This is a genomic window from Arthrobacter sp. P1_H7, assembly GCF_056405215.1.
The window spans coordinates 51,630-73,705 of record NZ_JBFUCO010000004.1 but is presented as its reverse complement, the minus strand read 5'-3'; the positions used below and the strand labels follow the sequence as shown (position 1 = coordinate 73,705).

Below are 22,076 nucleotides of genomic sequence, written 5' to 3'. Positions count from 1 at the left end.
TTTGTCTTCTCAGAACTCGGTCCCTGACCCTGGTTCGACTGGCTCTATTTGAGATCAATTTTCGAGATGCGCTGTAGGTGTCGACTCTCTCTCCGTCGCGAACGTTTTCACGCTGCTGCACTCCTTCTCGCCATAGCGAACGGCAGGACGGCGATTCTCGATTCGAACCCTTCTCGGAATCCTTCGTTTTGGAGAATGGTGGATTAACGGTAAACGCCGAGTGTGACCTCAACGCTCGATGGCGGCATTCTGCGATCGTCTGCCCGCAATCAGGCTTAGGGTCGTCTTAAACGGCGTCTTCGCATTGGAGCAAATGGCAGCCCTGAGCGTGGCTGGCGAAATGGATTATGCCGCCGCCGAAGTCATCCGTTGGTCGAGGGCGGCTTGGGCAACTCCCAGACCCGGGCGAATTCTTCGGCAACCTGGGGCTGGCACCAGACCAGGCGACGGCCATCCTCAACCGAGTCGATCCCATCGGCTAAGGACCCGAAGACGACGAATTCGTGTGTGATGACTCTGCCGGCCGCGTCTTTCCGCCCCAAAGGATCTGGGAACCGCAGCGCCACCTTCTCTCCGACGCGGTGGCAGACTAGCCGCATCCCGCATTTCGCCGGCCACCACCGCTTTAACGCCATCGATTGCTCCGTAACTGCCCTTCTGACGGCTCAAAAGGGCAGTTACGGAGCAATCGACGGGGGCCACTTCCTTGGATTACCCACGGTTTCTGCTCTCAAAGGGGTCGTCTGCGGCATCTGGATGCGGACTGGGCGACCAGGTTGTTAGGATCGGGCCGACCGTCCTGACCATGAGCGTTCTCCCGAGAGCGAGAATCCGTGAACCCCGACCACTATGACAGTTTCGCCGAGAGCTATTCGGCGGAGAACGAGTCCAGCCTCCTCAACGCCTACTACGAGCGGCCGGCGATGATTGGCCTCGCCGGCGACGTCGACGGCCACCGGATCCTGGACGCAGGGTGCGGCTCCGGGCCCCTGTCCGCGGCGCTGAGCGCGAGAGGCGCGATCATGACCGGCTTCGATTCCAGTCCTGCGATGCTCGAATTGGCAAGACAACGATTGGGCGCGACCGCGGACCTGCACGTGGCTGACCTCAGCAAGCCGCTCCCTTTCGCCGATGGATCCTTCGACGACGTTGTCTCGTCCCTGGTCCTGCACTATCTGGAGGACTGGTCGGCACCACTTGCCGAACTGCGGCGCGTGCTGAAGCCCGGCGGTCGCCTGATCCTCTCGGTCAACCACCCCACGGTCAGCGTGATCACCCAACCAACCGAGGACTACTTCGCCATCCGGCAGTACTCGGAGGATTACGAGTTCGATGGCGAGCCTGCGGTCCTGATCTTCTGGCACCGGCCCCTTCACGCGATGATCAACGCCTTCACGTCGGCGGGATACCGCGTAGCCACCGTGAGCGAGCCAGAGCCATCTCCAGACACACCGCACCAACTCCTTCCGCCGCGCATCCTCAACGGCGAGAAGACAGCGTTCCTGTCCTTCATCTTCTTCGTCCTCGAAGCCGGCTGAGGGTTGCGGAGGGACGTGAAAGCAGGCACCGTTCCTGCCTATCGTGGCGATGCTGATACCCGCAGAAACCACTGGCAGAGCCGCAAACACGATCGACTGCTCCGCAACTGCCCTTCTGACGGGTCACAAGGGCACTTACGGAGCAACCGACGGGGATGGGCGCCGCGCATCCACGGGAAGACGCGCCCCGCAGCCAGGGGCGTACGACGGCGGAGGGCGGCGGGCGGCGGGCGGCAGGCGGAACGGTCGACGGGGCGGGACGGTCGACGGGGCGGGCGGCAGGCGGAACGGTCGACGGGGCGGCAGCGGAGCAACCGACGGCGGCGGGTTCCGGCGACCGGTTGGGGGCCGTCCAGCCGGCCCGGCTAGACTCGCACGCTGGGGAAAGAACACCAAGGCCGCCGGCAGCCCGGTCCGGGCGGGCGGCGCAATCTCAACCGAAAAGTGATTCTGCAACGTGACTTCGAAGAATATTGCCAGCCCTCTCGCCGCAACCGCCCTCCTCGCCGCCCTGGCACTCACCGGCTGTTCGGCCCCGCAGGCCGGCAGCGCGCCGTCGTCCACTGCTTCCGCGTCCGCTGCGCCGAGCCCCAGCGAGACCTCGGGACCGTTCGGCGGCTTCAGCAGCGCCGCCGAGGCCTGCACCAAGATCTCCGAACAGGCAACCGGCGCCACGCTCCTTCCGCTGTCGGCCGCCCAGGGCAAGACGGCGGAACTGGAACAGTTCAAAACGGAGCTGGCCGAGACGGCCGAGCGCGTCCCGGACAGCCTCAAGGCCGACTTCGCCAACCTCAAGGAGGTGGCCGTTGCCGGCGTCACCGACCAGACGGTGTTCTCCAGCGGAAAGCTCCAGGCCGCGATGGCGCCGGTTACGACGTGGATCGCCACCAACTGCAAGTAGGGCGTTCGGCCAGGCCATCGCCCGCGTCGGCTCCCGGCTGACATCCCGCAGCTGACACGCGGCCGGCCCTGCCCCCGCCGCAGGTCGCCCGTTCCCGCCCCCACCTGCATGGACTGTGGGAACGGGCGCCGCAAGATTCCCCCACGCGCCCCAAGGCAGGGACTAGGGTTGTGTCAAAGAGAAGGGGGAGTGCGTTATGGAATACCAGAATTCTCAACCCGTCGCCGGTCCCGCGGCCGGTCAGCACGTTGCCGGCCTCGCGGCCGGTCAGCCCGTGGCCGGTGCTCTGGCCAGTCCTGCGGACGGTCTGTCCGCACCGGCCGGCACCGGCCGCACGGTCATAGCGGAAACCGCCGTCGCCAAGGTCGCGGGCATCGCCGCCCGATCGGTACCCGGCGTCTACTCGTTGGGATCAGGACCCTCACGCGCCCTCGGGGCCATCCGCGACGCCGTCGGCAACGCCGATCACGCCGCGGGCGTCCGCGTGGAAGTCGGCGAAACGCAGGTCGCCGTGGACATCGATCTTGTTGCGGTGTACGGCACCCCCCTGCAGGCCCTCGCGGACCAGGTCCGCGCCGCCGTCTACGCCGCCGTCGAGGAACTCGTGGGTCTCGAAGTGATCGAGGTAAATATCGAGATCAATGACGTTTATGTGCCCGGCCCGGCCAAACCGGCCGCGTCCGCCGAGGCCCGGCCAGTCAGGGAGGCTATCCAATGAGTCTGACGGTAGTGGGAATCGCCATGGGCGCCTTCGTGGCCTTCATGTCCTTCCAGTTCGGTGTCTGGGGTTTCCTCGGCGCCCTGTTCTTCATGGCCATCGGCGCCCTCCTGGGCCGGGCCGCAGAGGGGAAGCTGGACCTGCGCAGCGTGTTTGACGCCCTCACAGGCCGGCGTTCCTCCTCATGAGCATCACGGCTGAAACGCCCATTCCCGGCACCGTGATGGCCGGGCACAACCGCATCAGCACCCAGGCCCTGACGAGCGTGGCACGGGCGGCCGCGGGCGAGGCCCTGGGCGTCCCGGCGCACGACGTGCGCGCCGACTGGTCGGACGATGACGGGCTGCTCGCGCTGTCGCTTGTCATGCCCGTCGCGGTCCCAAACCTCACCGCCGTCCTCCGGGATCCCGGCCGCGTCGCCGGATTTGGCGGTTCCATCTGGGAGCGTGCCGTCGCCGCCAAGGCCCAGATCCTGCGCCGCGTGACGGAACTGACCGGAGCGCAGCTGAGCCGGGTGGACATCCGCATCAGCGGGGCAGCCGTGCGCGGGGGAGGTCGGGTGCGTTGAGCCAGGACACGCAGAACGCCGGCATCGGCTCCGGCCGGCACGACGCCGATGCGGTGCCGGGGAGCGCGCCGCTAGGGTCTGGCGCTGCGGGCATGGGCCGGATCCTGAAACGGGAGACGCACACATCGCGTGCTGTTGTGTCCGTGATCGCGGCCGGCCTGGTCATGGCGGTGTTTGGCTATGCGCTGCTTGAGACGGGTGTCCGTGCGCTCGGGCAGCCGCCGTGGCTCGTGGATCCGCAGACAGCGGCCGAGCGGGTGGTCGCGCTCCCGGCGGGAATCCCGCCGCTTCTGCTCGGCGTCACGGGCGCCGTGATCGCGATGGCCGGATTGTTCTTCTTCCTCAATGCCGTGCTGCCCGGCCGGCGGGCACGGCACCTGCTCCCGGACCGCCGGGCCGCCGTCGTGGTGGACGATGAGGTGATCGCCGCTGCCCTGGCGCGCCGTGCCCGGCTGGCTGCCAACGTGGCCAAGGAACAGGTGATGGTGGTCGTGTCGCGGAACCGGATCACGGTCAACGTCCGGCCGACCTCCGGTGTGCCGCTGCGCCCGGACGCCGTCCTGGAGGCTGTGCGCCGGGAGTTGGAGGAAATGGCCCCCTGGCCGATGCCGGAAGTGCGGATCCAGGTATCCACAGCAGGGGTGGTGGGGGCATGAACAACACTCCCCGGGTCCTGAACCGCGTACTGATCGGCATCCTTGGCATCATCCTCCTCGCCATCGGCGTCCTCCTGATGCTGCTTGCCAGCGTCCCGGTCGTGGGCGTGTGGTGGCATGAGTGGGCGGGCGGCGCCCTGAGCTTCTGGCTCGATTTGTTCGAACGGACGCAGTTCCCCCGCCGTCAGGGGAGCTGGCTGTGGCTTGCCATCTGCCTGGCGCTGGTGGTGGTCCTTGGCCTGATGGTCGCCTGGATTGCCCAGCAGGGTAAGGGCCGGACCAGCATGCTCGTGGCCGAGGAGGACCCGGGCGAGGTGCCCGGCAACGTCGGAATCGGCGGCGGCGTGGCGGAGCAGACGCTCCGCGCGGCGCTCGCGGATCGGCCCGACCTGGCCGGCGTCACGATAGCCGCCTACGAAATCAGCGGGGAGCCGGCCCTCAAGATCCGGGTGGAACCGCGCCAGGGCGTCGCCCCGCACCGGCTCGCCGCCGAAGTTTCCGCCCTGGTGGAGGCGCTCGACGCGGTGATCGGTAAGCGCACCCCGGTGCTGATCCACATCGGATCCGGCGCGCGCTCTCGGTTCGGCCGTTCCGAGCGGGTGCGATGAGCCGGCCGTGAGGCTGAGGCAGCCTTCCCGGTAGGCGCCACGGGGCCGGTCGGCGGCCAAAGCGCCCGGAATGGCGGCTGAATCGTCCGGAATGACGCCCGGGGTGGCGGCACGGCCGCCCGGGCTGGACGGCCGGCCCCGGAATCTCCTTTGCATAAAGGTTTCATGTAAACGCTTGCATTCCGGGCTGCCTGTTGATTACTGTGATGGTCGGCACACCAACAGTACGGCCGTTTTTCACAGGTACTCAGCGAGGAGCACTCCAGTATGAAAACCCGCAATTTCCTACTTCCCGTCGCCACGGCAGGCATTTTGGCTATCACCCTTTCTGCGTGTGGCGGCGGAGGTGGCGGCACTACCAGCGGCAGCGACGCCGCCTCGCAGGGCCTGGACGGGCGCGGCCCCATCACTTACGTTCAGGGCAAGGACAACAGCAACGTGGTCCGCCCGCTGATCGAGAAGTGGAACGCCGCCCACCCGAACGAGAAGGTCACCTTCAAGGAGCAGACGGACCAGGCCGACCAGCAGCACGACGACCTCGTCCAGCACTTCCAGGCCAAGGACGCCGGCTACGACGTCGCGAGCGTCGACGTCGTCTGGACCGCCGAATTCGCGGCCAAGGGCTGGCTGCAGCCGCTCAAGGACAAGATGGCGCTGGACACCTCGGCCATGCTGAAGCCGACCGTTGATGCCGCTTCCTACAAGGGCACGCTGTACGCGGCACCGGAATCATCCGACGGCGGCATCCTGTACTACCGCAAGGACCTGGTCCCCACGCCCCCGAAGACCTGGGACGAGATGATGAGCATGTGCTCCATCGCCAAGACCAACAACATCGGCTGCTACTCGGGCCAGTTCAAGAAGTACGAGGGACTGACCGTCAACGCCTCCGAGGCAATCAACTCCGCCGGCGGAGCCGTGCTGGACGAGAACGGCAAGCCCAACCTGCTCACCGCGGAGGCAAAGGCCGGCATGGCCAACCTGACCAAGGCCTACGCAGACGGCGCAATCCCGAAGGAAGCCATCACGTTCCAGGAAGAGGAAAGCCGCCAGGCGTTCCAGGACGGCAAGCTGCTGTTCCTGCGCAACTGGCCCTACGTCTACAACCTGGCCACCACCGAAGGTTCCTCGAAGGTCAAGGACGTCCTGGGCATGACCGCACTCCCCGGCAAGGACGGTCCGGGCGCTTCGTCCCTCGGCGGCCACAGCGCCGCGATCAGCGTCTACTCCAAGAACAAGGCCACCGCAGTGGACTTCCTGAAGTTCCTCACCACCGAAGAGACCCAGAAGTTCTTCGCCACGCAGGGTTCGCTCGCACCGGTGCTCGGCAAGCTCTACGACGACAAGGAACTCGTCGCCAAGCTGCCGTACCTGCCGGTCCTGAAGACCTCGATCGAGAACGCCGTGCCGCGCCCGGTCACCCCGTTCTACCCGGCCGTCACCAAGGCCATCCAGGAAAACGCGTACTCGGCCATCAAGGGTGAGAAGACCGTAGACGCGGCCCTGTCCGACATGCAGAAGTCCATCGAGTCCGCTAGCGCGGGACAGTAGGTCCATCATGGCAACTGAAGTAGGCCCGACGTCGGTCAAGGCACCGGCGTCGGGCGGGGCTCCGATCCACCACGCACCCAAGGGTGTTGGAGAGGACAACCGCATCGCGACGCAGGGGCGCTGGGCAGCATGGCTGCTGGCGCCGACTATCCTCGCATTGTCGGTCGTGATCGTGTACCCGATCATCACCGCCATTGTGATGTCATTCCAGAAGGATGCCGGTCTGGACCCCGCCACGGGTCTCTTCGTTGAGGGTGGCCCGGCCGGCTTCTCGAACTACTACAACTGGATTTTCCAGCAATGCCCGGCACCCTCCGGCGGAACCGTTGACTGCCCGCCGGGAACCCTGGGCGCGCAGTTCTGGTCCGCCACCGGAACCACATTCTTCTTCACCATCGTCACGGTGGCACTGGAGACTGTGCTCGGCTTCTGGATGGCCGTCATCATGGCACGTGCCTTCAAGGGCCGCAGCCTGGTCCGAGCCGCTGTCCTGGTGCCGTGGGCCATCCCCACCGCCGTGACGGCCAAGCTGTGGCTGTTCATCTTCGCCTTCGAAGGCATCGGCAACAAGCTCTTCAACACCACCGTCCTGTGGACCGGCAGCGAATGGCCGGCCAGGTGGGCAGTGATCATCGCGGATGTCTGGAAGACCACTCCCTTCATGGCGCTGTTGATTCTTGCCGGCCTGCAGATGATTCCCGCGGAAGTGTATGAGGCGGCCAAGGTCGATGGCGCCAGCGCCTGGCAGCGGTTCCGGATGATCACCCTGCCGCTGGTCAAGCCCGCGCTCATGGTGGCCATCCTGTTCCGCACCCTGGATGCACTGCGCATGTTCGACCTCCCGTACATCCTGACGGGCGGAGCGAACAACACCACGACGCTGTCCATCCTGGTGATCAACCAGATCAGGCAGGGCTTCAACGCGGCGGCGGCTTTGTCCACCATCACGTTCATCATCATCTTTCTGGTGGCTTTCATCTTCGTGCGCTTCCTCGGGGCGAACGTCGTGGAACAGCAGACCGGCGCAGGTAAGGGGAAGAAATGACCGCCGCGACGAGCGCCGCAACCGAGTTGCGCGCAGAGCAGGACCGGGGGCGGAAGGCCGCGCAGAACCGCGAGAAGTGGGCCCAGAGCCGCACCTACATCAGCGCGGTCGTGATTCTCTTCTGGTGCCTGGCTCCGGCCTACTGGATGGTGGTAACCGCGTTCCGCGACGTCGGCTACACCTACGACACCTCGATCCTGCCGACCCACGTGACGCTGGACAACTTCAAGACGGCGTTCGACACGTCCTTCGGCAACCACTTCGGCCAGGCCCTGCTCAACAGCCTGTTCATCGGCACCGTCGTCACCCTGGTGTCGCTGGTGATCGGTGTGTTTGCCGCCTACGCCCTGGCCCGCTTGAACTTCAAGTTCAAGTACCTGGTGCTGGGCTTCATCCTGGGGGCTTCCATGTTCCCCGGCGTCGCCCTCATCACCCCGCTGTTCCAACTCTTCACGAACATCGGATGGATGGGCACCTACCAGGCCCTGATCATCCCGAACATCTCGTTCGTGCTGCCGCTGACCGTCTACACCATGACGTCCTTCTTCCGCGAGATGCCGTGGGAGCTCGAGGAATCGGCGCGGGTGGACGGGTGCACGCAGGGACAGGCGTTCCGGAAGGTCATCATGCCGCTGGCCGCCCCGGCCATCTTCACGACCGCCATCCTGGCCTTCATCTCCTCGTGGAATGAATTCCTGATCGCCAGCCAGCTCTCGTCCGACGCAACGCAGCCGGTCACCGTGGCCATTGCAAGCTTCGCGGGTGCGCAGCCGAACCAGATTCCGTACACCGCCATCATGGCTGCGGGCACCATCGTGACCATTCCCTTGGTCATCCTGGTGCTGGTGTTCCAGCGTAAGATTGTCGCGGGCCTCACGGCCGGCGCGGTTAAGTGACTGAGGCGTGATGACTGACGAGCAGAACCAGGGCCACGTGCCGGCGACGCGCCGAAAGGTGCGCTCCGGCGAGGACTTCGACATCATCATCGGGTTCCTCGGCTTCTGGGCCGTGGTGCTGCTGGTGGTCACCGTCTGGATGGAAGTGACCGCCCAGGATGCCCTCGGCTGGGCCCTGGGTCTGCTCGCCATGCTGCTGGCCCTCTACGGGATGATCCGGCTGCGCCGGCGGTTGCCGGGCCGGACGGCCAGCCGGCGCGCCTAGCAAGGGGCCAGCCGCCAGGGGACAGGATTATTCAGCCGCCGGGGGGAGGCGGACGCAACACGTCTGCGGGCAGCCGCCAGGCTTCCACGGACCGTAAACAAGGGGGCACAGGTGGCACGGACAGAAAGGGCGCAGCGCGGCGGCCACTCCGGCGTCAGCATTGAAGATGTAGCCGCCGCCGCCGGCGTGTCCACGGCCACCGTCTCCCGGGCCGTCCGCGGACTGCCCCGTGTTTCCCCGGCGACCCGGGAAAAGATCCTCGGCATTGCCGAAACCCTGGGCTACGTCGCGTCGTCCTCGGCGTCCGGCCTGGCGACGGGCCGGACCAAAACCATCGGTGTGCTGGCCCCGTTCGTCAGCCGCTGGTTCTTCTCCAAGGCCATCGAGGGCGCCGACCGGGAACTGCACTCCCGGCAGTACAACCTGTCGCTCTTCAACCTCGGCGGGCACGGCAGCCACCGTGAGCGGCTCTTCAGCAAGACCATGGTCTACAAGCAGATCGACGCCCTGCTGGTCCTCTGCATGGCGCTGACCCACGAGGAAATCGAGCATCTGCAGAAAATCGACATCCCGCTGGTGGTGGTGGGAGGCCATGTCGAGGAGTGCCCCTACATTGGCATCGACGACTACGCCGCGGCCGCCACCGCAGTGCGCCACCTGATCGGGCTGGGCCACACGGACATCGCGCTCCTGCACGGCGACGACGAAACCGACCTCAACTTCGACGTCCCCAGGGTCCGGATCCAGGCCTTCCACGACATCATGGGCGAGGCGCGGCTGCCCGTCCGGACCGAATGGGACCTCTGGGGGGACTTCACCGTGCGCAGCGGGCAGGAGGCATTCCGCCGCCTCTGGGCCGCCGACGGTCCCAAGCCCACCGCTATTTTCTGCGCCTCCGATGAGATGGCCATGGGCATCATCTTCGAGGCCAGCAAAGCCGGTGTGCGCGTCCCGGAGGACCTGTCGGTCATCGGCATCGATGACCACGACTTCGCCGAGGCCATGGGCCTGACCACGGTCGGGCAGCGCCCGGACCAGCAGGCCGAACTCGGCACCAAAATGCTGCTGGACGAGCTCGACGGCATCGCCGGTTCCGTGCAGTCCGCCGTGGCGCCGCACCGGCTGATCGTCCGGTCGACGACGGCGCCGCCGCAGCGCCGTTCCGTGCGGCTCCGCTAGCGGCTAGGACGCGCGGGCGAGCTGGCGGATCGGCACCCAGCGCGAGGCCAGCCGGCGGTAGGCCGCGGCGGCGCCGGTCATGTCCCCCTCCGCCAGGCACTCGATGCCGAGACGCACATCCAGCGGTGAATCATCCGGATAGACTTTGTCCGCCACCCCGCCGTAATCGAGTTCCACAGCCGAATCCGGGTGGAAGAGTTCAAGCCATTCCGTGAGCTGGGTCAGGTCCTCGAGCATGTCCAGATCGGGCGCGGCGAGGGCCAGGTGCGCCACCGCGTAGCTCACCCGTTCCAGTGCCTTGCCGATGCCCGCACGGATGCGGACCGTGACAATGTGGCCCTCGGCTTCGACGACGTCGGTGGGATCCGATTCCTGGAAGAGGCAGAACCAGCTGAAGGGAATGCCCCACGTGGACGCCCTTGTGTGGACCCGGCTCAGACCATCGTGGGCCCGCGCCTCATCAATGCGTTCCTGGTGCTTGTCCCGCTGCTCTTCCGGGATCAGCAGCTGGGCCAGGGGCCCGTGGATGCCTTCCATCAGCGCATTGGCGGCCAGCCCGGCGCGGAGGACCAACTGGCTGGGGCAGTACAGCAACCGGTCGGCCTGCGCGGCGGCGGCAGCCCCGGACTCGGCGCCCTCGTGCGCTGCCCCGGACGACGCCCGCCTGGCCGGAGCCGGGACAACGCGCACCAGATCGGTCCGGCCGGTGGGAAACGGGTCCCCGTCGGGCCGGGTGATGCGGCCCAGGGACGCCAGCAGCTCGGCGTTCTCCACAGCCGCGCGGGACGCCTGGCCGGCGCCGGCGGCCCTCAGGGTATTCCGTTGCTGTTCGGGGAACGCCTCGAGGGGCTCGTAGATCCGGAGCGCGGAAGAGAACGGCAGCCCGGCCTGTCCGTGGTAGATGCTCCCCGTCATTGGATCACGACGCTTCCCTGGGCGGCAGCCATCAGTCCGCCAATTCCGCAATCACCGGGGCATGGTCCGAGGCGCCCTTGCCCTTGCGCTCCTCGCGGTCGATCATCGCACCGGTGACCCGTGCCGCCAGGGCCGGGGAGGCCAGAATGAAGTCGATCCGCATTCCCTCCTTTTTCGGGAAGCGGAGCTGCGTGTAATCCCAGTAGGTGTAGACGCCGGGCCCCGGGGTGTGCGGGCGGACGACATCCTGGAAGCCGGCCTCCTCAAAGGCGTGGAAGGCGGCCCGCTCAGGCTCACTGACGTGGGTGAGGCCCTCGGAACGGAAGTAGTCGATGTCCCAGACGTCATCATCCAGGGGTGCGATATTGAAATCGCCCATCAGCGCAATCTGCGCCTGGGGGTCCTCCTTGACCCAGGTGCCGGCGTGGGTTTTCAGGATGTCCAGCCAGTTGAGCTTGTAGGGCATGTGTTCATCGTCGAGGGCGCGGCCGTTGGGGACGTAGAGGCTCCAGACCCGGACGCCGCCGCACGTGGCGCCGATGGCGCGGGCCTCCTGGACGGCGTCCTTGCCGCTCTTGCCGAACACGGGCTGGTCCAGGAAGGTGCGTTCGACGTCGGCGAGCCCCACCCGGGAGGCGATCGCGACGCCGTTCCACTGGCTCAGGCCGAAGTGCGCCACCTCGTAGCCCATGCTCTCGAAGAGCTCCCAGGGGAAGTTCTCGTCCTTGCACTTGGTTTCCTGGATAGCCAGGACGTCGCAGTCCGTGCGCTGAAGCCAGGCCTCCACACGGTCGGCGCGGGCACGGAGCGAGTTCACATTCCAGGTAGCAATCTTCACAGTCCCTAACTTACCGAACTTGGCCCCCGGACGAAGCAGCCGGCCGGCTCCGTCCTCTGGAAATTAGTAGGAAGTCCGAGTATATTCGGCTGCAGAGATGATCTAGGTCACATGCAAAGGAGCATACGGTCATGGTTCGAGAACTATCCCATTACATTGACGGGCAGCGGGTTGACGGCACCTCGGGCCGGTTCAGCGATGTCTATGATCCCTGCACCGGCGAGGTCCAGGCCCGGCTGCCGCTGGCCAGTACCGAGGAAGTGCGCAATGTGATTGCCAGCGCCGAAAAGGGGCAGGTGGAATGGGCTGCGATGAATCCGCAGCGCCGCGGCCGGATCCTGCTCAAGTTCGTGGACCTGGTCAACGAGCACATGGACGAGCTCGCCACCCTGCTGTCCTCCGAGCACGGCAAGACCTTCCCCGACGCCAAGGGCGACATCCAGCGCGGCATCGAAGTCGTCGAATTCGCCGCCGGCGCCCCGCACCTGCTCAAGGGCGAGTTCTCGGACAACGCCGGAACCGGCGTCGACGTGCACTCGATGCGCCAGCCCCTCGGCGTCGTCGCCGGCATCACGCCGTTCAACTTCCCGGCCATGATCCCGCTCTGGAAGTCCGGGCCCGCGCTCGCCGCCGGCAACGCCTTCATCCTCAAGCCCTCCGAACGGGACCCCTCCGTGCCGCTGCGGCTGGCCGAGCTCTTCACCGAGGCGGGCCTCCCCGACGGCGTGTTCAACGTGGTCAACGGGGACAAGGAAGCGGTGGACGCGCTGCTGGAGGATCCCCGGGTCCAGGCCATCGGGTTCGTCGGCTCCACGCCCATTGCCCAGTACATCTATGCCACCGCCGCGGCGAACGGCAAGCGCGCGCAGTGCTTCGGCGGCGCCAAGAACCACATGGTGATCATGCCCGACGCGGACCTGGACATGGCCGCGGACGCCCTCATCGGGGCAGGCTTCGGCTCCGCGGGCGAGCGCTGCATGGCGATTTCGGTGGCCGTTCCGGTCGGCCGGAAGACCGCGGACGTCCTCGTGGAGAAACTGCAGGAGCGGATCGCCGGCCTCAAGGTCGGCCACAGCCTCGCCAAGGATTCCGACTTCGGCCCGGTAGTGGCGGCCTCCGCGAAGGACCGGATCGAAGGCTACATCGCTTCCGGCGTCGACGAAGGCGCCAGCCTGGTGACCGATGGCCGCGGCCTGAAGGTGGAAGGCTATGACGGCGGCTTCTGGGTTGGGCCCACGCTGTTCGACAACGTCACGAAGGACATGAAGATCTACAAGGAGGAAATCTTCGGCCCGGTCCTCAGCGTGCTCCGCGCCGAAGACTACGACGAGGCGCTCCGGCTCTGCAGCGAACACGAGTTCGGCAACGGCGTGGCCATCTTCACCCGCGACGGCGACGCCGCCCGCGATTTCGCCAGCCGGGTCCAGGTGGGCATGGTCGGGATCAACGTCCCCATCCCCGTGCCGATCGCGTACTACACCTTCGGCGGCTGGAAGGCATCCGGATTCGGCGACCTCAACCAGCACGGGGCCGACGCCTTCCGCTTCTACACGAAGACCAAGACGGTCACGAGCCGCTGGCCTTCCGGCATCCGTTCCGGCAGCAGCTTCGTCATGCCGGAAGGCAGCTGATGGGGGCGGAAGTTTCGCGGGAAGCTAACAGCGGAGCAGCGGCCGGCGAACCCTTGACCGGGGACGTGACGTTTGAACGGCGCGGCCGCCTCGGCGTCGTGACCCTCAACCGGCCCTCGGCCGTCAACGCCCTGACGGCCGGCATGGCCGCCGCGATGCTCGAACAGCTCACGCGCTGGGCCGACGACGACGCCGTCGCAGCGGTGCTGGTCCGCGGCGCCGGCGACCGGGGCCTCTGCGCCGGCGGCGACATCGTGGCCATTTACCGGGACATGCTCGACGGCGGGGACGCCACCGCGGACTTCTGGGCGGTCGAGTACCGGCTGAACCTGCTCATCTCCGAGTACCCCAAGCCGTACGTCGCGTTCATGGACGGGCTGGTGTTGGGCGGCGGCGTCGGGATCTCGGCGCACGGGTCCCTGCGGATCGTCACCGAACGCACCCGCACGGGCATGCCCGAAACGACGATCGGGTTTGTTCCCGACGTCGGCGGCACCCTGCTGCTCTCCGGCTCGCCGGGGGAGACCGGCACCCATGCGGCCCTGACCGGTGCCCACCTGAGCGGCGCGGACGCGCTGTTCCTGGGCCTCGCCGACTGCTTCGTGCCCTCCGGCCGGTTGCCGGAACTGGCGGCCGCGCTCGAAACCGAGGCGGCGGAGGCCGCCGTCGCCCGTTTCGCCGAACCGGCACCGACTTCAGTGCTGGCCGGACAGCAGGAGTGGATTGACGCCTGCTACTCCAGCGACGACGCCGAGGAGATCCTGCGCCGGCTGCGGGCCTTTGGCGGAGAGAGGGGCGGGGAGGCCGCCGCAGCCGCGGACACCATCGAGGCCAAGTCGCCGACGGCGGTCAAGGTGGCGCTGGAATCCTTGCGCCGGGTCCGCGGACTGAGCCTGGAGCAGGCGCTGGAGCAGGAGTACCGCGTCGGCCTGCGCTTCCTCGCCGGCCCCGACTTCCGCGAAGGCATCCGGGCCCAGGTGGTGGACAAGGACCGCAATCCCCGCTGGAAGCCTGCCACCCTCGCCGAGGTGACCGGGACGGACGTCGCGGCCTACTTCGCCCCGCTGGGCGGGAGCGAACTGATGCTCTCTCCGAAGGAGAAGAACAAGGAGAAGAACAATGTCTGAAGCAGGAGCCCCTGAAACCGGCACCATCGCCTTCCTCGGCCTGGGCCACATGGGCGGCCCCATGGCCGTCAACCTGGTCAAGGCCGGCTACCGGGTGACCGGCTTCGACGTCGTGCCCGCGGCCCTGGACGCCGCCCGGGAGCACGGTATTCCCACTGCCGGGACGGCTGTCGAGGCGGCGGCGGGCGCCGCCGTCGTGCTGACCATGCTGCCCAGCGGCAAGCACCTCCTTGACGCCTACCGCGGCACGGGCGGTGCGCCCGGCCTGCTCGAAGCGGCCGCCCCGGGCACCATGTTCCTGGACTGTTCCACGATTAACGTGGACGAGGCCCGCGAGGCCGCAGAACTCGCGGTCGCGGCCGGTCACCGCGCCGTCGACGCCCCCGTGTCCGGAGGCGTGGTGGGCGCCGAGGCCGGCACGCTCACGTTCATGGTCGGGGCCCTCCCCGAGGACTTCGAGGCCGTCAAGCCGCTGCTGGAAGTCATGGGCAAGCGGGTTGTCCACTGCGGCGCGCACGGTGCCGGCCAGGCGGCCAAGATCTGCAACAACATGATCCTGGGCGTCTCGATGATCGCCGTCAGTGAGGCCTTTGTGCTGGGCGAGAAGCTCGGCCTGACCCACCAGGCACTGTTCGACGTCGCTTCCGCAGCCTCGGGACAGTGCTGGGCGCTGACCACCAACTGCCCCGTGCCCGGTCCCGTCCCGACGAGCCCCGCCAACCGGGACTACCAGCCGGGCTTCGCCGGGGCGCTGATGGCCAAGGACCTGAAGCTGGCGCTCAACGCGCTCGAAAGCACCGGAGTCGCCGCCCGGCTGGGACCCCTGGCCTCCGAAATCTACGATACGTTTGCCGCGGAAGGCGGTGCCGGCCGGGACTTCTCCGGCATCATCACCGACATCCGGGACAAATCCGAGCACCAGCCGAGGGGACAGGCATGACCGAGTACACAAACATTCTGGTGGAGCGCCGCGGCCGCGTGGGCCTCGTGACGCTCAACCGGCCCGAAGCCCTCAACGCCCTGAACAAGGCCACGATGGACGAACTCGTGAAGGCCGTCGCCGGTATGGACGCGGACCCGGGGGTCGGTGCCGTGGTGGTGACCGGTTCGGCGAAGGCCTTCGCCGCCGGCGCGGACATCAAGGAAATGCAGTCCAAGGGCTACATGGACATGTACGCGGCGGACTGGTTCCGCGGCTGGGAGGATTTCACCCGGCTCCGCATCCCTGTCGTGGCAGCCGTGTCCGGCTTCGCGCTCGGCGGCGGCTGCGAGCTGGCGATGATGTGCGACTTCATCATCGCCGGGGACAACGCCAAGTTCGGCCAGCCGGAAATCAACCTTGGCGTGCTCCCCGGCATGGGCGGCTCGCAGCGCCTGACCCGCGCGGTGGGCAAGTCCAAGGCGATGGACATGATCCTGACCGGCCGCTTCATGGACGCCGAGGAGGCCGAACGCGCGGGCCTGGTCTCCCGGGTGGTCCCCGCCGCGGACGTCGTCGCGGAGGCGCTGAAGGCCGCCGAGGTGATCGCGTCCAAATCCAAGCCGGTGGCGATGGTGGCCAAGGAAGCGGTGAACGCCGCGTTTGAGACCGGGCTCGCCCAGGGCGTGCTGTTTGAACGGCGCGTATTCCACTCGCTGTTCGCCACCGAGGACCAGAAGGAAGGCATGGCCGCCTTCACCGAGAAGCGGCAGCCGGAGTTCAACCACCGCTAAGCGGCACCGGCCGGCCGGCATCAGGTGAAGATGTCGGCCACGTACCTGCCGTGGGTGCGCTCCACTTCATCCATCCAGGCCTCGGCCTCCGCCTTGGAGGCGCCGGTCGCTTCCTGGTAAATGAGGGCGCACGTCTCCCGGACCTGCGGCGCCATGTGCTTGCCGTCGCCGCAGACGTAGACCGTGGCGCCCTGCCGGACCAGCTCGACGACGTCGGCCCGGTCTGCCCACAGCCGGTCCTGGACATATTTCAGGCCGTCCTCGGGTGCGGTGGAAAAGACCGGCCGCAGATCGAGGTTGGCTTGGTCCGCCCACGACGCAAGTTCCGCGCGGTAGAGGAAATCAGTGTCCGGGGCGCGGCAGCCGAAGAACAGCAGGGCGGGCGCCGGCGTCGTGTCCTCGGCCTCGGCCCGCAGCGCCCGGTCCTGGACGAACCCGCGGAACGGGGCCAGCCCTGTCCCCGCACAGACCATGATGAGCGGGACCGCCAGCGACGGCGGCGGGTGGAAGGCCGCGTTCGAGGGACGGACAGTAACCGCGACCCTTGACCCGGGCCTGGCCTGGGCGAGGTAGGTGGACGAGGCCCCTTCGAAGACCCCGCGGCCGGACCACGCCGGAGCCTGGATGACGGCGAAGGTCAGGGTCACGTGGTCGGGGCTCCAGAGCGGGGACGAGGAGATGGAGTACCGCCGGGGGGTCAGCTGGGTGAGCAGTTGCAGGAACGAGGTGAACGACAGCTGGCATGACGGATACGTCTCCAGCAGGTCAAGGATGGAAACGCGCTTGTCGAGGATCTCGGCCGCGTACCGCTCGCGGTCCTGCGCCAGGGCCTCAAGTTCGGCGCGGTGGGCAGGATCCGCCGCGACATCGGCCAGGTCCTCGAGCTGGGTGCGGGTGGCGGGGACGGCGAGCTCCACGTAGCTGCTCAACAGTTCGCCCACGGCCACCGGTGCGCCCGTGGGCAGGAACGTGTCCCCGCGCTCCATGGTCAGCTGGACGTGCGAGTCGTAGTCGAGGTTGAAGCGGGCCAGGGCCCGCTGCACGAGTTCGCTGGGATTCAGCGGCAGCACGGCCAGATAGTCCCCGGTCCGGTAACTCATCCCCTCGGGCAGGGCGATCTCGACGTGCCGCTTGGACCGGGCGTCGGGTTTGGCCAGATCGACCAGTTCCCGGTTCGCGACGACGGTACCCAGCGCCAGCCCGTTCTGGCGCAGCATCGGGTCCCTGACGTTGCCGACGAACTGCAGTTCCAGCTCGGGCTGTGCTGTCGGCGGGCTGGTCCGCTGCCCCAGGGCGGCGTCCACCGCGGGCCAGAATCCCGCGTACCACTCTTCGAAATCGCCGAAGAAGTCGCCGCGGGCGTTGGCTTCGCCCCGGGCATAGATCCGCGTGGCACCGGCAGCCTCGAGCCGTGCGTCGATGGCCTTGGGCACCTCCTGGTACGTTCGCGCCCAGTCCTTGTTGCCGTTGCCGAAGACCGTGTACCGCACCCCGGCGAGGGCGCCCGGCCGCAGGCCTTCGGTCCAGGCCACGAATTTTCGGGCGTTGTCCGGCGGCTGTCCCTCGTAGGAGGACGTCACGATCGCGACGAGCCCCTCCGTTGGCAGCCCGCCGGCCGCCTCGTCGAGCGGACCGATGGTGGGGCTGTAGCCGCGCCGTCCGGCGTCGTTGGCGAGGCGCTGGGCGAAGTCCTTTGACGTGCCCGCATTGGAACCGTAGAGCACGCGGATCGGGACGCCGTTGGGTGCGGCGGCCGCCGCTGCGGCTTCGGCCTGCCGCGCTTCGACGGCGGCCGTGGGGCCAGCTGCGATCCGGACGTCCCGCCTGCGCACGTGGATGAACAGCCCCTCAGGCTTCATCGTCAGCGTGTGTTTGATCTGCAGCTCATAGCCCGGGTCCGCCGAGGTGATGTCGAAGCGCTGCAGGAGCTTGGCCAGGAAGAGCATGGCCTCCTGCAGGGCAAATCCCCGGCCGATGCAGGAGCGCTGCCCGTTGCCGAAGGGCTTCCAGGCATTGGCAGGGATTTCGGCGGCCCGAACGGGGGAGAACCGGTCCGGATCGAAGATCCCGGCGTCCTCGCCCCACGCCGCCTTGTCCCGGTGCAGCTGCGGGATCAGGACCATGATGGGCTGGCCCGCGGGGACATCGTAGCGGCCGCCGAGCGTCGTGTCCTCGTAAGGAGTCACGTTGAACGCCGGAGCGGTGGGCCACAGCCGAAGCGTCTCCTTAAGGATCTGGTCCAGGTATCCCAGCCGGGGCAGGTGCTCGAACCTCGCGCTTTCGGTACCGAGGACCTCGTCCACCTGGGCGCGGGCCTTGGCCAGGACAGCCGGGTGGCGCAAGAGTTCGTACAGCGCAAAGGAGAGCAGGCCGCTGGTAGTCTCGTGCCCGGCAATCAGGAAGGTGACCATCTGATAGCGGATATTTTCATCGGATAAACGCTCACCGGTCACCGGGTCCGCCGCGCTGAGCATGGTGTCCAGGATGTCTTCGCTGCCCGGCGGGCTGGGGTTGCGCCGCCGGTCGCTGATGATCTGTTCGGCGACCTCGAACATCAGGGCATGGTCTTCCTCGAGCTGGTGCCGCCTGCGCAGCATGATCTTGTTCTGCACCGGGAGCCTGCGCGCCCGGTCCCCGGATTCAACCAGGGCGCGGACCATGGCGCCGACGAACGGGTGCATCTCCTCCCGGTAGAGGCTGTTGAACCGGTAGTTGAACGAGCACAGGGCGATGGTGTCCAGCGTCAGGCGGGTGGTGCTGTCCGGAATGTCGATCCGCGCCGCGGGGCCCAGCCTCTCCCACTTGAGAAGCAGTTGCTCGACGATGTCGTCCATGCCGGCGAACATCCGCTTCAGCGCTGCAGGCCCGAACGCCGGCATCAGGATCCGGTGTGCCTTTTGCCAGTTGGGCTCCTGCGTATCTGCGGTGAACAGGCCGTCGCCGGCGAACTGCCTCACCTGCCGAAGGGCAACGCCCAGCACTTTGCCGAACCGGGACTCGTCGCACACCTCGTTGACGAGCTGCTGGGAAGAGATGGCGACGATGCTGCGGTTGAAGAACTGGATGCGGACTATGGGGCCGTACCGTTCGGCCAGCTCGACTATTCCTAGGATTCCCTTGCTAGAGTCGATGTCCGGCAAATTGCCGACCACCGGCCTCGTGGGAGGCTGCGGTATGGGGACGCTGGGCGAAGTCATGGCCACTCCTAGGCGATCGCCAATGGACGCGCTGTGAGCACTGCTTGCTGCGTGGCCGGACGGCACTGTCCGGCTCCGCACCACGATACTCCCGTCGGATTCAGGGCAAAATAGGGCGTCGGCCCGTGCGGGACGGGTGATACTCAGGTGACATGAGGTGCTAACGTTCCGGGCGTCAGCCGCTGAAATCACCGGCGTTCCGGCGGAAGGTGCCCAGGATCCGGATCAACTGGTCCACGTCCTGGTCGCCGAAGCCGGACTGGCCGAATACCTCGGAGTTCAGCACCGCCGTCGCCCGTTTGGCCAGGGCGCGCCCGTCGGAGGTGAGCTCGATCAAGGTGGTGCGGCCGTCTGTCGGGTGCGGCGAGCGGATCACCAGCCCGGCCTCCTGGAGCCGGTCCACGGCGTTGGTGACCGAGGTGGGATGGACCTGCAGCAGCGCGCTCGCCTTGTTCATGGGCAGCGCCCCGCTGCGGGCGAAGCTGAGCAACGCGAGCAGCTCGTACCGGGCAAAGGTGAGCCCGAACGGTTTGAGCACCGCCTCGATCCGGCCGAGCAGGATCTGCTGGGTCCGCATGATGGCGGTGATGGCGGCCATCGGGGCGGCGACGTCGGACCAGCCGTGGCGCTCCCAGTTCAGCCGGGCGTCGGCGATCGGATCTCGCGGCAGCGGTGTTCCCATCTTCAGCCCTGACCCTTGAGCCCGGGGAAATCGGAATCGGAGTACTCGATGCCGAGGCCTTCCGGGACGGCCCCGCCGCCGTGGCGCACTTCCTCGCTGTGCCGCAGCTCCACGCGCCGGATCTTGCCGGAGATCGTCTTGGGGAGCTCGGCAAACTCCAGCCGGCGGATCCTTTTGAACGGCGCCAGGTGCTCCCGGCAGTACCGCAGGATGTCTTCCGCCAGCTCAGGGCCCGGCTGGTGCCCGGCCGCCAGGACCACAAACGCCTTCGGCACCGACAGCTTGAGCGGGTCAGGGGAGGGGACGACGGCGGCCTCCGCCACCGCCGGGTGCTCAATCAGCACGCTCTCCAGTTCGAACGGGGACAGCCGGTAGTCGGAGGACTTGAAGACGTCGTCGCCGCGGCCCACATACGTGATGATGCCGCGCTCGTCCCGGCTCGCCATGTCCCCCGTGTGGTAGTAGCCGTCACGGAACGCCTCCGCCGTCTTGTCCGGGTCGCCGTGGTACGCCTTCATGAGCCCCACGGGGCGGGGGTCGAGGCGCAGGCAGAGCTCGCCGTCGTCGGTCTCCTCACCAGTGGCGGGGTCCACAAGCACGACGTCGTAGCCGGGCAGCGGCCTGCCCATGGCGCCGATCTTGATCGGCTGGCCCGGCGTGTTCGCGATCTGCACGGTGGATTCGGTCTGGCCGAAGCCGTCCCGGATGGTCTGGCCCCATGCGCGGTGGACCTGGTCGATCACCTCGGCGTTGAGTGGTTCGCCGGCGGACACCACCTTGGTGGGCGGATTCTTCAACAGGGTCAGGTCCGCCTGGATCAGCATCCGCCAGACCGTGGGCGGGGCGCAGAAGCTCGTGACCCGCTCGCGGTCCATCTGCTCCATGAGGGCCCTGGCGTCGAAGCGTTCGTAGTTGTAGATGAACACGCACGCCTCGGCGATCCAGGGGGTGAACACATTGGACCAGGCGTGCTTGGCCCAGCCCGGCGAGGCCACGTTGAGGTGCACGTCGCCCGGTTCCATCCCGATCCAGAACATTGTGGACAGGTGTCCCACCGGGTAGGAGGTGTGCGTGTGTTCCACGAGTTTGGCCTTGGACGTGGTGCCCGAGGTGAAGTAGAGCAGCAGCGTCTCGTCGGCCAGGGTGGGGGCGTCCGGGGTGAAGTCCACTCCGGCTGCTGAAGCGTTTGCGTACTGCCGGGCAGTTTCCAGGGCCGCGGGATTGGCGGGACCCCCACCGATTTCGATCAGCGTGTAGTCACCGGCGACGTCGGCGAACTTGGCGATGTTGGCACTTCCGACGGCGGCCCAGGACGCGCCGCCGCGCTCCACCCGGTCCTGGAGATCGGCGGGCCCCATCAAGGTGGTGGTGGGGATCATGACGATGCCCAGCTTGATGCCGGCCAACATGAGTTCCCAGAGCTCCACCTGGTTGCCGAGCATGATGATCATCCGGTCCCCGCGCCGCACGCCCTGCCCGCGCAGCCAGTTGGCCACCTGGGACGAGCGCCGGGAGAGGTCCGCGAAGCTGCGCCGAGTCGCGGACCCGTCCTGTTCGACGATCACCAGCGCCGGCTTGTCCGCCTTGGCCGGGTCTGCCGCGAGCTGGTCGAACCAGTCCAGTGCGAAGTTGAATTCCTCGAAGCGCGGCCATTGGAATTCGCTGCGGGCGCCTTCGTAGTCCCCGCGCAGGGCCAGCAGCCGGTCCCGTGCGGCCCGGAATTCCTCAGTCACGGTCATGGTGCACCTTTCGAAGTACTCTGGCGCTGCCGTTCCGGGCGGTCCGTGGCACAGCGCCGTTGCCTGGGATCCCGCCGGCCCGGCGCGGCGCCTGCCTAGTGATCCCCGTCACTGTGCAATATACTAGGACATCCAAGGGTTTGGAAGAGCGGCGCTGCTCTGCAGGCGTTGCATGACGAAGGGATACGTGCCCGTGCAGCCACAAGGACGTGCCAGCGGACAGCCAGCGCCAGCGGAATCAAACGCAGCCGTAAACACAGGGGAATCAAACACAGCCGTTGCTGCGGCGCCGTCGCCGCCGTTTCCCGA

21 protein-coding genes are annotated in these 22,076 nt (G+C 67.4%); 16 read left to right on the top strand and 5 right to left on the bottom strand.

The features are described from left to right. The first annotated feature begins 833 nt into the window (after positions 1-833). The 12 genes from AC1DXI_RS04080 to AC1DXI_RS04025 all read left to right on the top strand — a co-directional run bounded on the left by AC1DXI_RS04080 (position 834) and on the right by AC1DXI_RS04025 (position 9,925). The gene (locus AC1DXI_RS04080) at positions 834-1,538 is read left to right on the top strand and encodes a class I SAM-dependent methyltransferase (protein WP_476937552.1); all 705 of its coding nucleotides are present in this window, start codon (positions 834-836) and stop codon (positions 1,536-1,538) included. 457 nt (positions 1,539-1,995) lie between these two features. Further along, positions 1,996-2,439 (top strand): hypothetical protein, encoded by a 444-nt coding sequence (locus tag AC1DXI_RS04075; protein WP_476937551.1) that lies wholly within the window; start codon positions 1,996-1,998, stop codon positions 2,437-2,439. 196 nt (positions 2,440-2,635) lie between these two features. After that, positions 2,636-3,157 carry an Asp23/Gls24 family envelope stress response protein gene (locus AC1DXI_RS04070; RefSeq protein WP_476937550.1) on the top strand — a complete coding sequence of 174 codons (522 nt, stop codon included), beginning with the start codon at positions 2,636-2,638 and terminating at the stop codon, positions 3,155-3,157. Next, on the top strand, positions 3,154-3,345 hold the full coding sequence (locus tag AC1DXI_RS04065; RefSeq protein WP_026266861.1) for a hypothetical protein: 192 nt from the start codon (positions 3,154-3,156) through the stop codon (positions 3,343-3,345). The genes AC1DXI_RS04070 and AC1DXI_RS04065 overlap by 4 nt, the downstream gene beginning before the upstream one ends. After that, positions 3,342-3,725: a hypothetical protein gene (locus AC1DXI_RS04060; RefSeq protein ID WP_476937549.1), complete on the top strand. Its 384-nt coding sequence runs from the start codon at positions 3,342-3,344 to the stop codon at positions 3,723-3,725. Before AC1DXI_RS04065 ends, AC1DXI_RS04060 begins: the two co-directional genes overlap by 4 nt. Continuing rightward, positions 3,722-4,381 carry a hypothetical protein gene (locus tag AC1DXI_RS04055; protein WP_476937548.1) on the top strand — a complete coding sequence of 220 codons (660 nt, stop codon included), beginning with the start codon at positions 3,722-3,724 and terminating at the stop codon, positions 4,379-4,381. The genes AC1DXI_RS04060 and AC1DXI_RS04055 overlap by 4 nt, the downstream gene beginning before the upstream one ends. Then, positions 4,378-4,989 carry a hypothetical protein gene (locus tag AC1DXI_RS04050; protein ID WP_476937547.1) on the top strand — a complete coding sequence of 204 codons (612 nt, stop codon included), beginning with the start codon at positions 4,378-4,380 and terminating at the stop codon, positions 4,987-4,989. Before AC1DXI_RS04055 ends, AC1DXI_RS04050 begins: the two co-directional genes overlap by 4 nt. 267 nt (positions 4,990-5,256) lie before the next feature. Next, on the top strand, positions 5,257-6,540 hold the full coding sequence (locus tag AC1DXI_RS04045; RefSeq protein ID WP_018775977.1) for an ABC transporter substrate-binding protein: 1,284 nt from the start codon (positions 5,257-5,259) through the stop codon (positions 6,538-6,540). Between the two features lie 7 nt (positions 6,541-6,547). Continuing rightward, positions 6,548-7,585, top strand: a complete 1,038-nt coding sequence (locus AC1DXI_RS04040; RefSeq protein ID WP_026266860.1) for a carbohydrate ABC transporter permease — start codon at positions 6,548-6,550, stop codon at positions 7,583-7,585. Further along, complete coding sequence (locus AC1DXI_RS04035; protein ID WP_476937546.1) at positions 7,582-8,481, top strand: carbohydrate ABC transporter permease; 900 nt, start codon at positions 7,582-7,584, stop codon at positions 8,479-8,481. Before AC1DXI_RS04040 ends, AC1DXI_RS04035 begins: the two co-directional genes overlap by 4 nt. A gap of 10 nt (positions 8,482-8,491) precedes the next feature. Beyond that, positions 8,492-8,746, top strand: coding sequence for a hypothetical protein (locus tag AC1DXI_RS04030; RefSeq protein WP_476937545.1), 255 nt, complete (start codon positions 8,492-8,494; stop codon positions 8,744-8,746). A gap of 111 nt (positions 8,747-8,857) precedes the next feature. Beyond that, positions 8,858-9,925, top strand: coding sequence for a LacI family DNA-binding transcriptional regulator (locus tag AC1DXI_RS04025; RefSeq protein WP_476937544.1), 1,068 nt, complete (start codon positions 8,858-8,860; stop codon positions 9,923-9,925). Positions 9,926-9,928: 3 nt separating this feature from the next. Here the strand turns inward: AC1DXI_RS04025 and AC1DXI_RS04020 are convergent, their stop codons facing one another. Continuing rightward, positions 9,929-10,840 (bottom strand): DUF8083 family protein, encoded by a 912-nt coding sequence (locus AC1DXI_RS04020; RefSeq protein ID WP_476937543.1) that lies wholly within the window; start codon positions 10,838-10,840, stop codon positions 9,929-9,931. A 31-nt stretch (positions 10,841-10,871) separates the two neighbouring features. Continuing rightward, on the bottom strand, positions 10,872-11,678 hold the full coding sequence (locus AC1DXI_RS04015; RefSeq protein ID WP_476937542.1) for an exodeoxyribonuclease III: 807 nt from the start codon (positions 11,676-11,678) through the stop codon (positions 10,872-10,874). 131 nt (positions 11,679-11,809) lie between these two features. On the opposite strand from AC1DXI_RS04015, the gene AC1DXI_RS04010 reads away from it, so the two are divergent. Genes AC1DXI_RS04010 through AC1DXI_RS03995 form a run of 4 tightly spaced genes read left to right on the top strand, consistent with a single transcriptional unit; the run spans position 11,810 to position 16,149 of the window. Continuing rightward, the gene (locus tag AC1DXI_RS04010; RefSeq protein ID WP_476937541.1) at positions 11,810-13,309 is read left to right on the top strand and encodes a CoA-acylating methylmalonate-semialdehyde dehydrogenase; all 1,500 of its coding nucleotides are present in this window, start codon (positions 11,810-11,812) and stop codon (positions 13,307-13,309) included. Next, complete coding sequence (locus AC1DXI_RS04005; RefSeq protein ID WP_476937540.1) at positions 13,309-14,436, top strand: enoyl-CoA hydratase/isomerase family protein; 1,128 nt, start codon at positions 13,309-13,311, stop codon at positions 14,434-14,436. The genes AC1DXI_RS04010 and AC1DXI_RS04005 overlap by 1 nt, the downstream gene beginning before the upstream one ends. Further along, entirely contained in the window at positions 14,429-15,376 is a 948-nt protein-coding gene (mmsB, locus tag AC1DXI_RS04000; RefSeq protein WP_476937539.1) for a 3-hydroxyisobutyrate dehydrogenase, read from the top strand. The genes AC1DXI_RS04005 and mmsB overlap by 8 nt, the downstream gene beginning before the upstream one ends. After that, positions 15,373-16,149 (top strand): enoyl-CoA hydratase, encoded by a 777-nt coding sequence (locus AC1DXI_RS03995; protein WP_476937538.1) that lies wholly within the window; start codon positions 15,373-15,375, stop codon positions 16,147-16,149. Before mmsB ends, AC1DXI_RS03995 begins: the two co-directional genes overlap by 4 nt. Before the next feature lie 20 nt (positions 16,150-16,169). Here AC1DXI_RS03995 and AC1DXI_RS03990 read toward each other — a convergent pair whose 3' ends face one another. The 3 genes from AC1DXI_RS03990 to AC1DXI_RS03980 all read right to left on the bottom strand — a co-directional run bounded on the left by AC1DXI_RS03990 (position 16,170) and on the right by AC1DXI_RS03980 (position 21,767). Beyond that, positions 16,170-19,346 carry a bifunctional cytochrome P450/NADPH--P450 reductase gene (locus tag AC1DXI_RS03990; RefSeq protein ID WP_476937537.1) on the bottom strand — a complete coding sequence of 1,059 codons (3,177 nt, stop codon included), beginning with the start codon at positions 19,344-19,346 and terminating at the stop codon, positions 16,170-16,172. 175 nt (positions 19,347-19,521) lie between these two features. After that, positions 19,522-20,028 carry a MarR family winged helix-turn-helix transcriptional regulator gene (locus AC1DXI_RS03985; RefSeq protein ID WP_018775963.1) on the bottom strand — a complete coding sequence of 169 codons (507 nt, stop codon included), beginning with the start codon at positions 20,026-20,028 and terminating at the stop codon, positions 19,522-19,524. 2 nt (positions 20,029-20,030) lie between these two features. Then, positions 20,031-21,767 (bottom strand): AMP-binding protein, encoded by a 1,737-nt coding sequence (locus AC1DXI_RS03980; RefSeq protein ID WP_476937536.1) that lies wholly within the window; start codon positions 21,765-21,767, stop codon positions 20,031-20,033. Positions 21,768-22,076: the final 309 nt, after the last annotated feature.

Excerpts from the sequence above, each read along its gene's own strand:
- AC1DXI_RS03990 (WP_476937537.1), bottom strand. The coding sequence starts at position 19,346 with ATGACTTCGCCCAGCGTCCCCATACCGCAGCCTCCCACGAGGCCGGTG.
- AC1DXI_RS04070 (WP_476937550.1), top strand. The coding sequence starts at position 2,636 with ATGGAATACCAGAATTCTCAACCCGTCGCCGGTCCCGCGGCCGGTCAG.
- AC1DXI_RS04045 (WP_018775977.1), top strand. The coding sequence starts at position 5,257 with ATGAAAACCCGCAATTTCCTACTTCCCGTCGCCACGGCAGGCATTTTG.
- AC1DXI_RS04065 (WP_026266861.1), top strand. The coding sequence starts at position 3,154 with ATGAGTCTGACGGTAGTGGGAATCGCCATGGGCGCCTTCGTGGCCTTC.
- AC1DXI_RS04030 (WP_476937545.1), top strand. The coding sequence starts at position 8,492 with ATGACTGACGAGCAGAACCAGGGCCACGTGCCGGCGACGCGCCGAAAG.
- AC1DXI_RS04010 (WP_476937541.1), top strand. The coding sequence starts at position 11,810 with ATGGTTCGAGAACTATCCCATTACATTGACGGGCAGCGGGTTGACGGC.
- AC1DXI_RS04005 (WP_476937540.1), top strand. The coding sequence starts at position 13,309 with ATGGGGGCGGAAGTTTCGCGGGAAGCTAACAGCGGAGCAGCGGCCGGC.
- AC1DXI_RS03985 (WP_018775963.1), bottom strand. The coding sequence starts at position 20,028 with ATGGGAACACCGCTGCCGCGAGATCCGATCGCCGACGCCCGGCTGAAC.
- AC1DXI_RS04035 (WP_476937546.1), top strand. The coding sequence starts at position 7,582 with ATGACCGCCGCGACGAGCGCCGCAACCGAGTTGCGCGCAGAGCAGGAC.
- AC1DXI_RS03995 (WP_476937538.1), top strand. The coding sequence starts at position 15,373 with ATGACCGAGTACACAAACATTCTGGTGGAGCGCCGCGGCCGCGTGGGC.
- AC1DXI_RS04050 (WP_476937547.1), top strand. The coding sequence starts at position 4,378 with ATGAACAACACTCCCCGGGTCCTGAACCGCGTACTGATCGGCATCCTT.
- AC1DXI_RS04020 (WP_476937543.1), bottom strand. The coding sequence starts at position 10,840 with ATGACGGGGAGCATCTACCACGGACAGGCCGGGCTGCCGTTCTCTTCC.
- mmsB (WP_476937539.1), top strand. The coding sequence starts at position 14,429 with ATGTCTGAAGCAGGAGCCCCTGAAACCGGCACCATCGCCTTCCTCGGC.
- AC1DXI_RS04040 (WP_026266860.1), top strand. The coding sequence starts at position 6,548 with ATGGCAACTGAAGTAGGCCCGACGTCGGTCAAGGCACCGGCGTCGGGC.
- AC1DXI_RS03980 (WP_476937536.1), bottom strand. The coding sequence starts at position 21,767 with ATGACCGTGACTGAGGAATTCCGGGCCGCACGGGACCGGCTGCTGGCC.
- AC1DXI_RS04060 (WP_476937549.1), top strand. The coding sequence starts at position 3,342 with ATGAGCATCACGGCTGAAACGCCCATTCCCGGCACCGTGATGGCCGGG.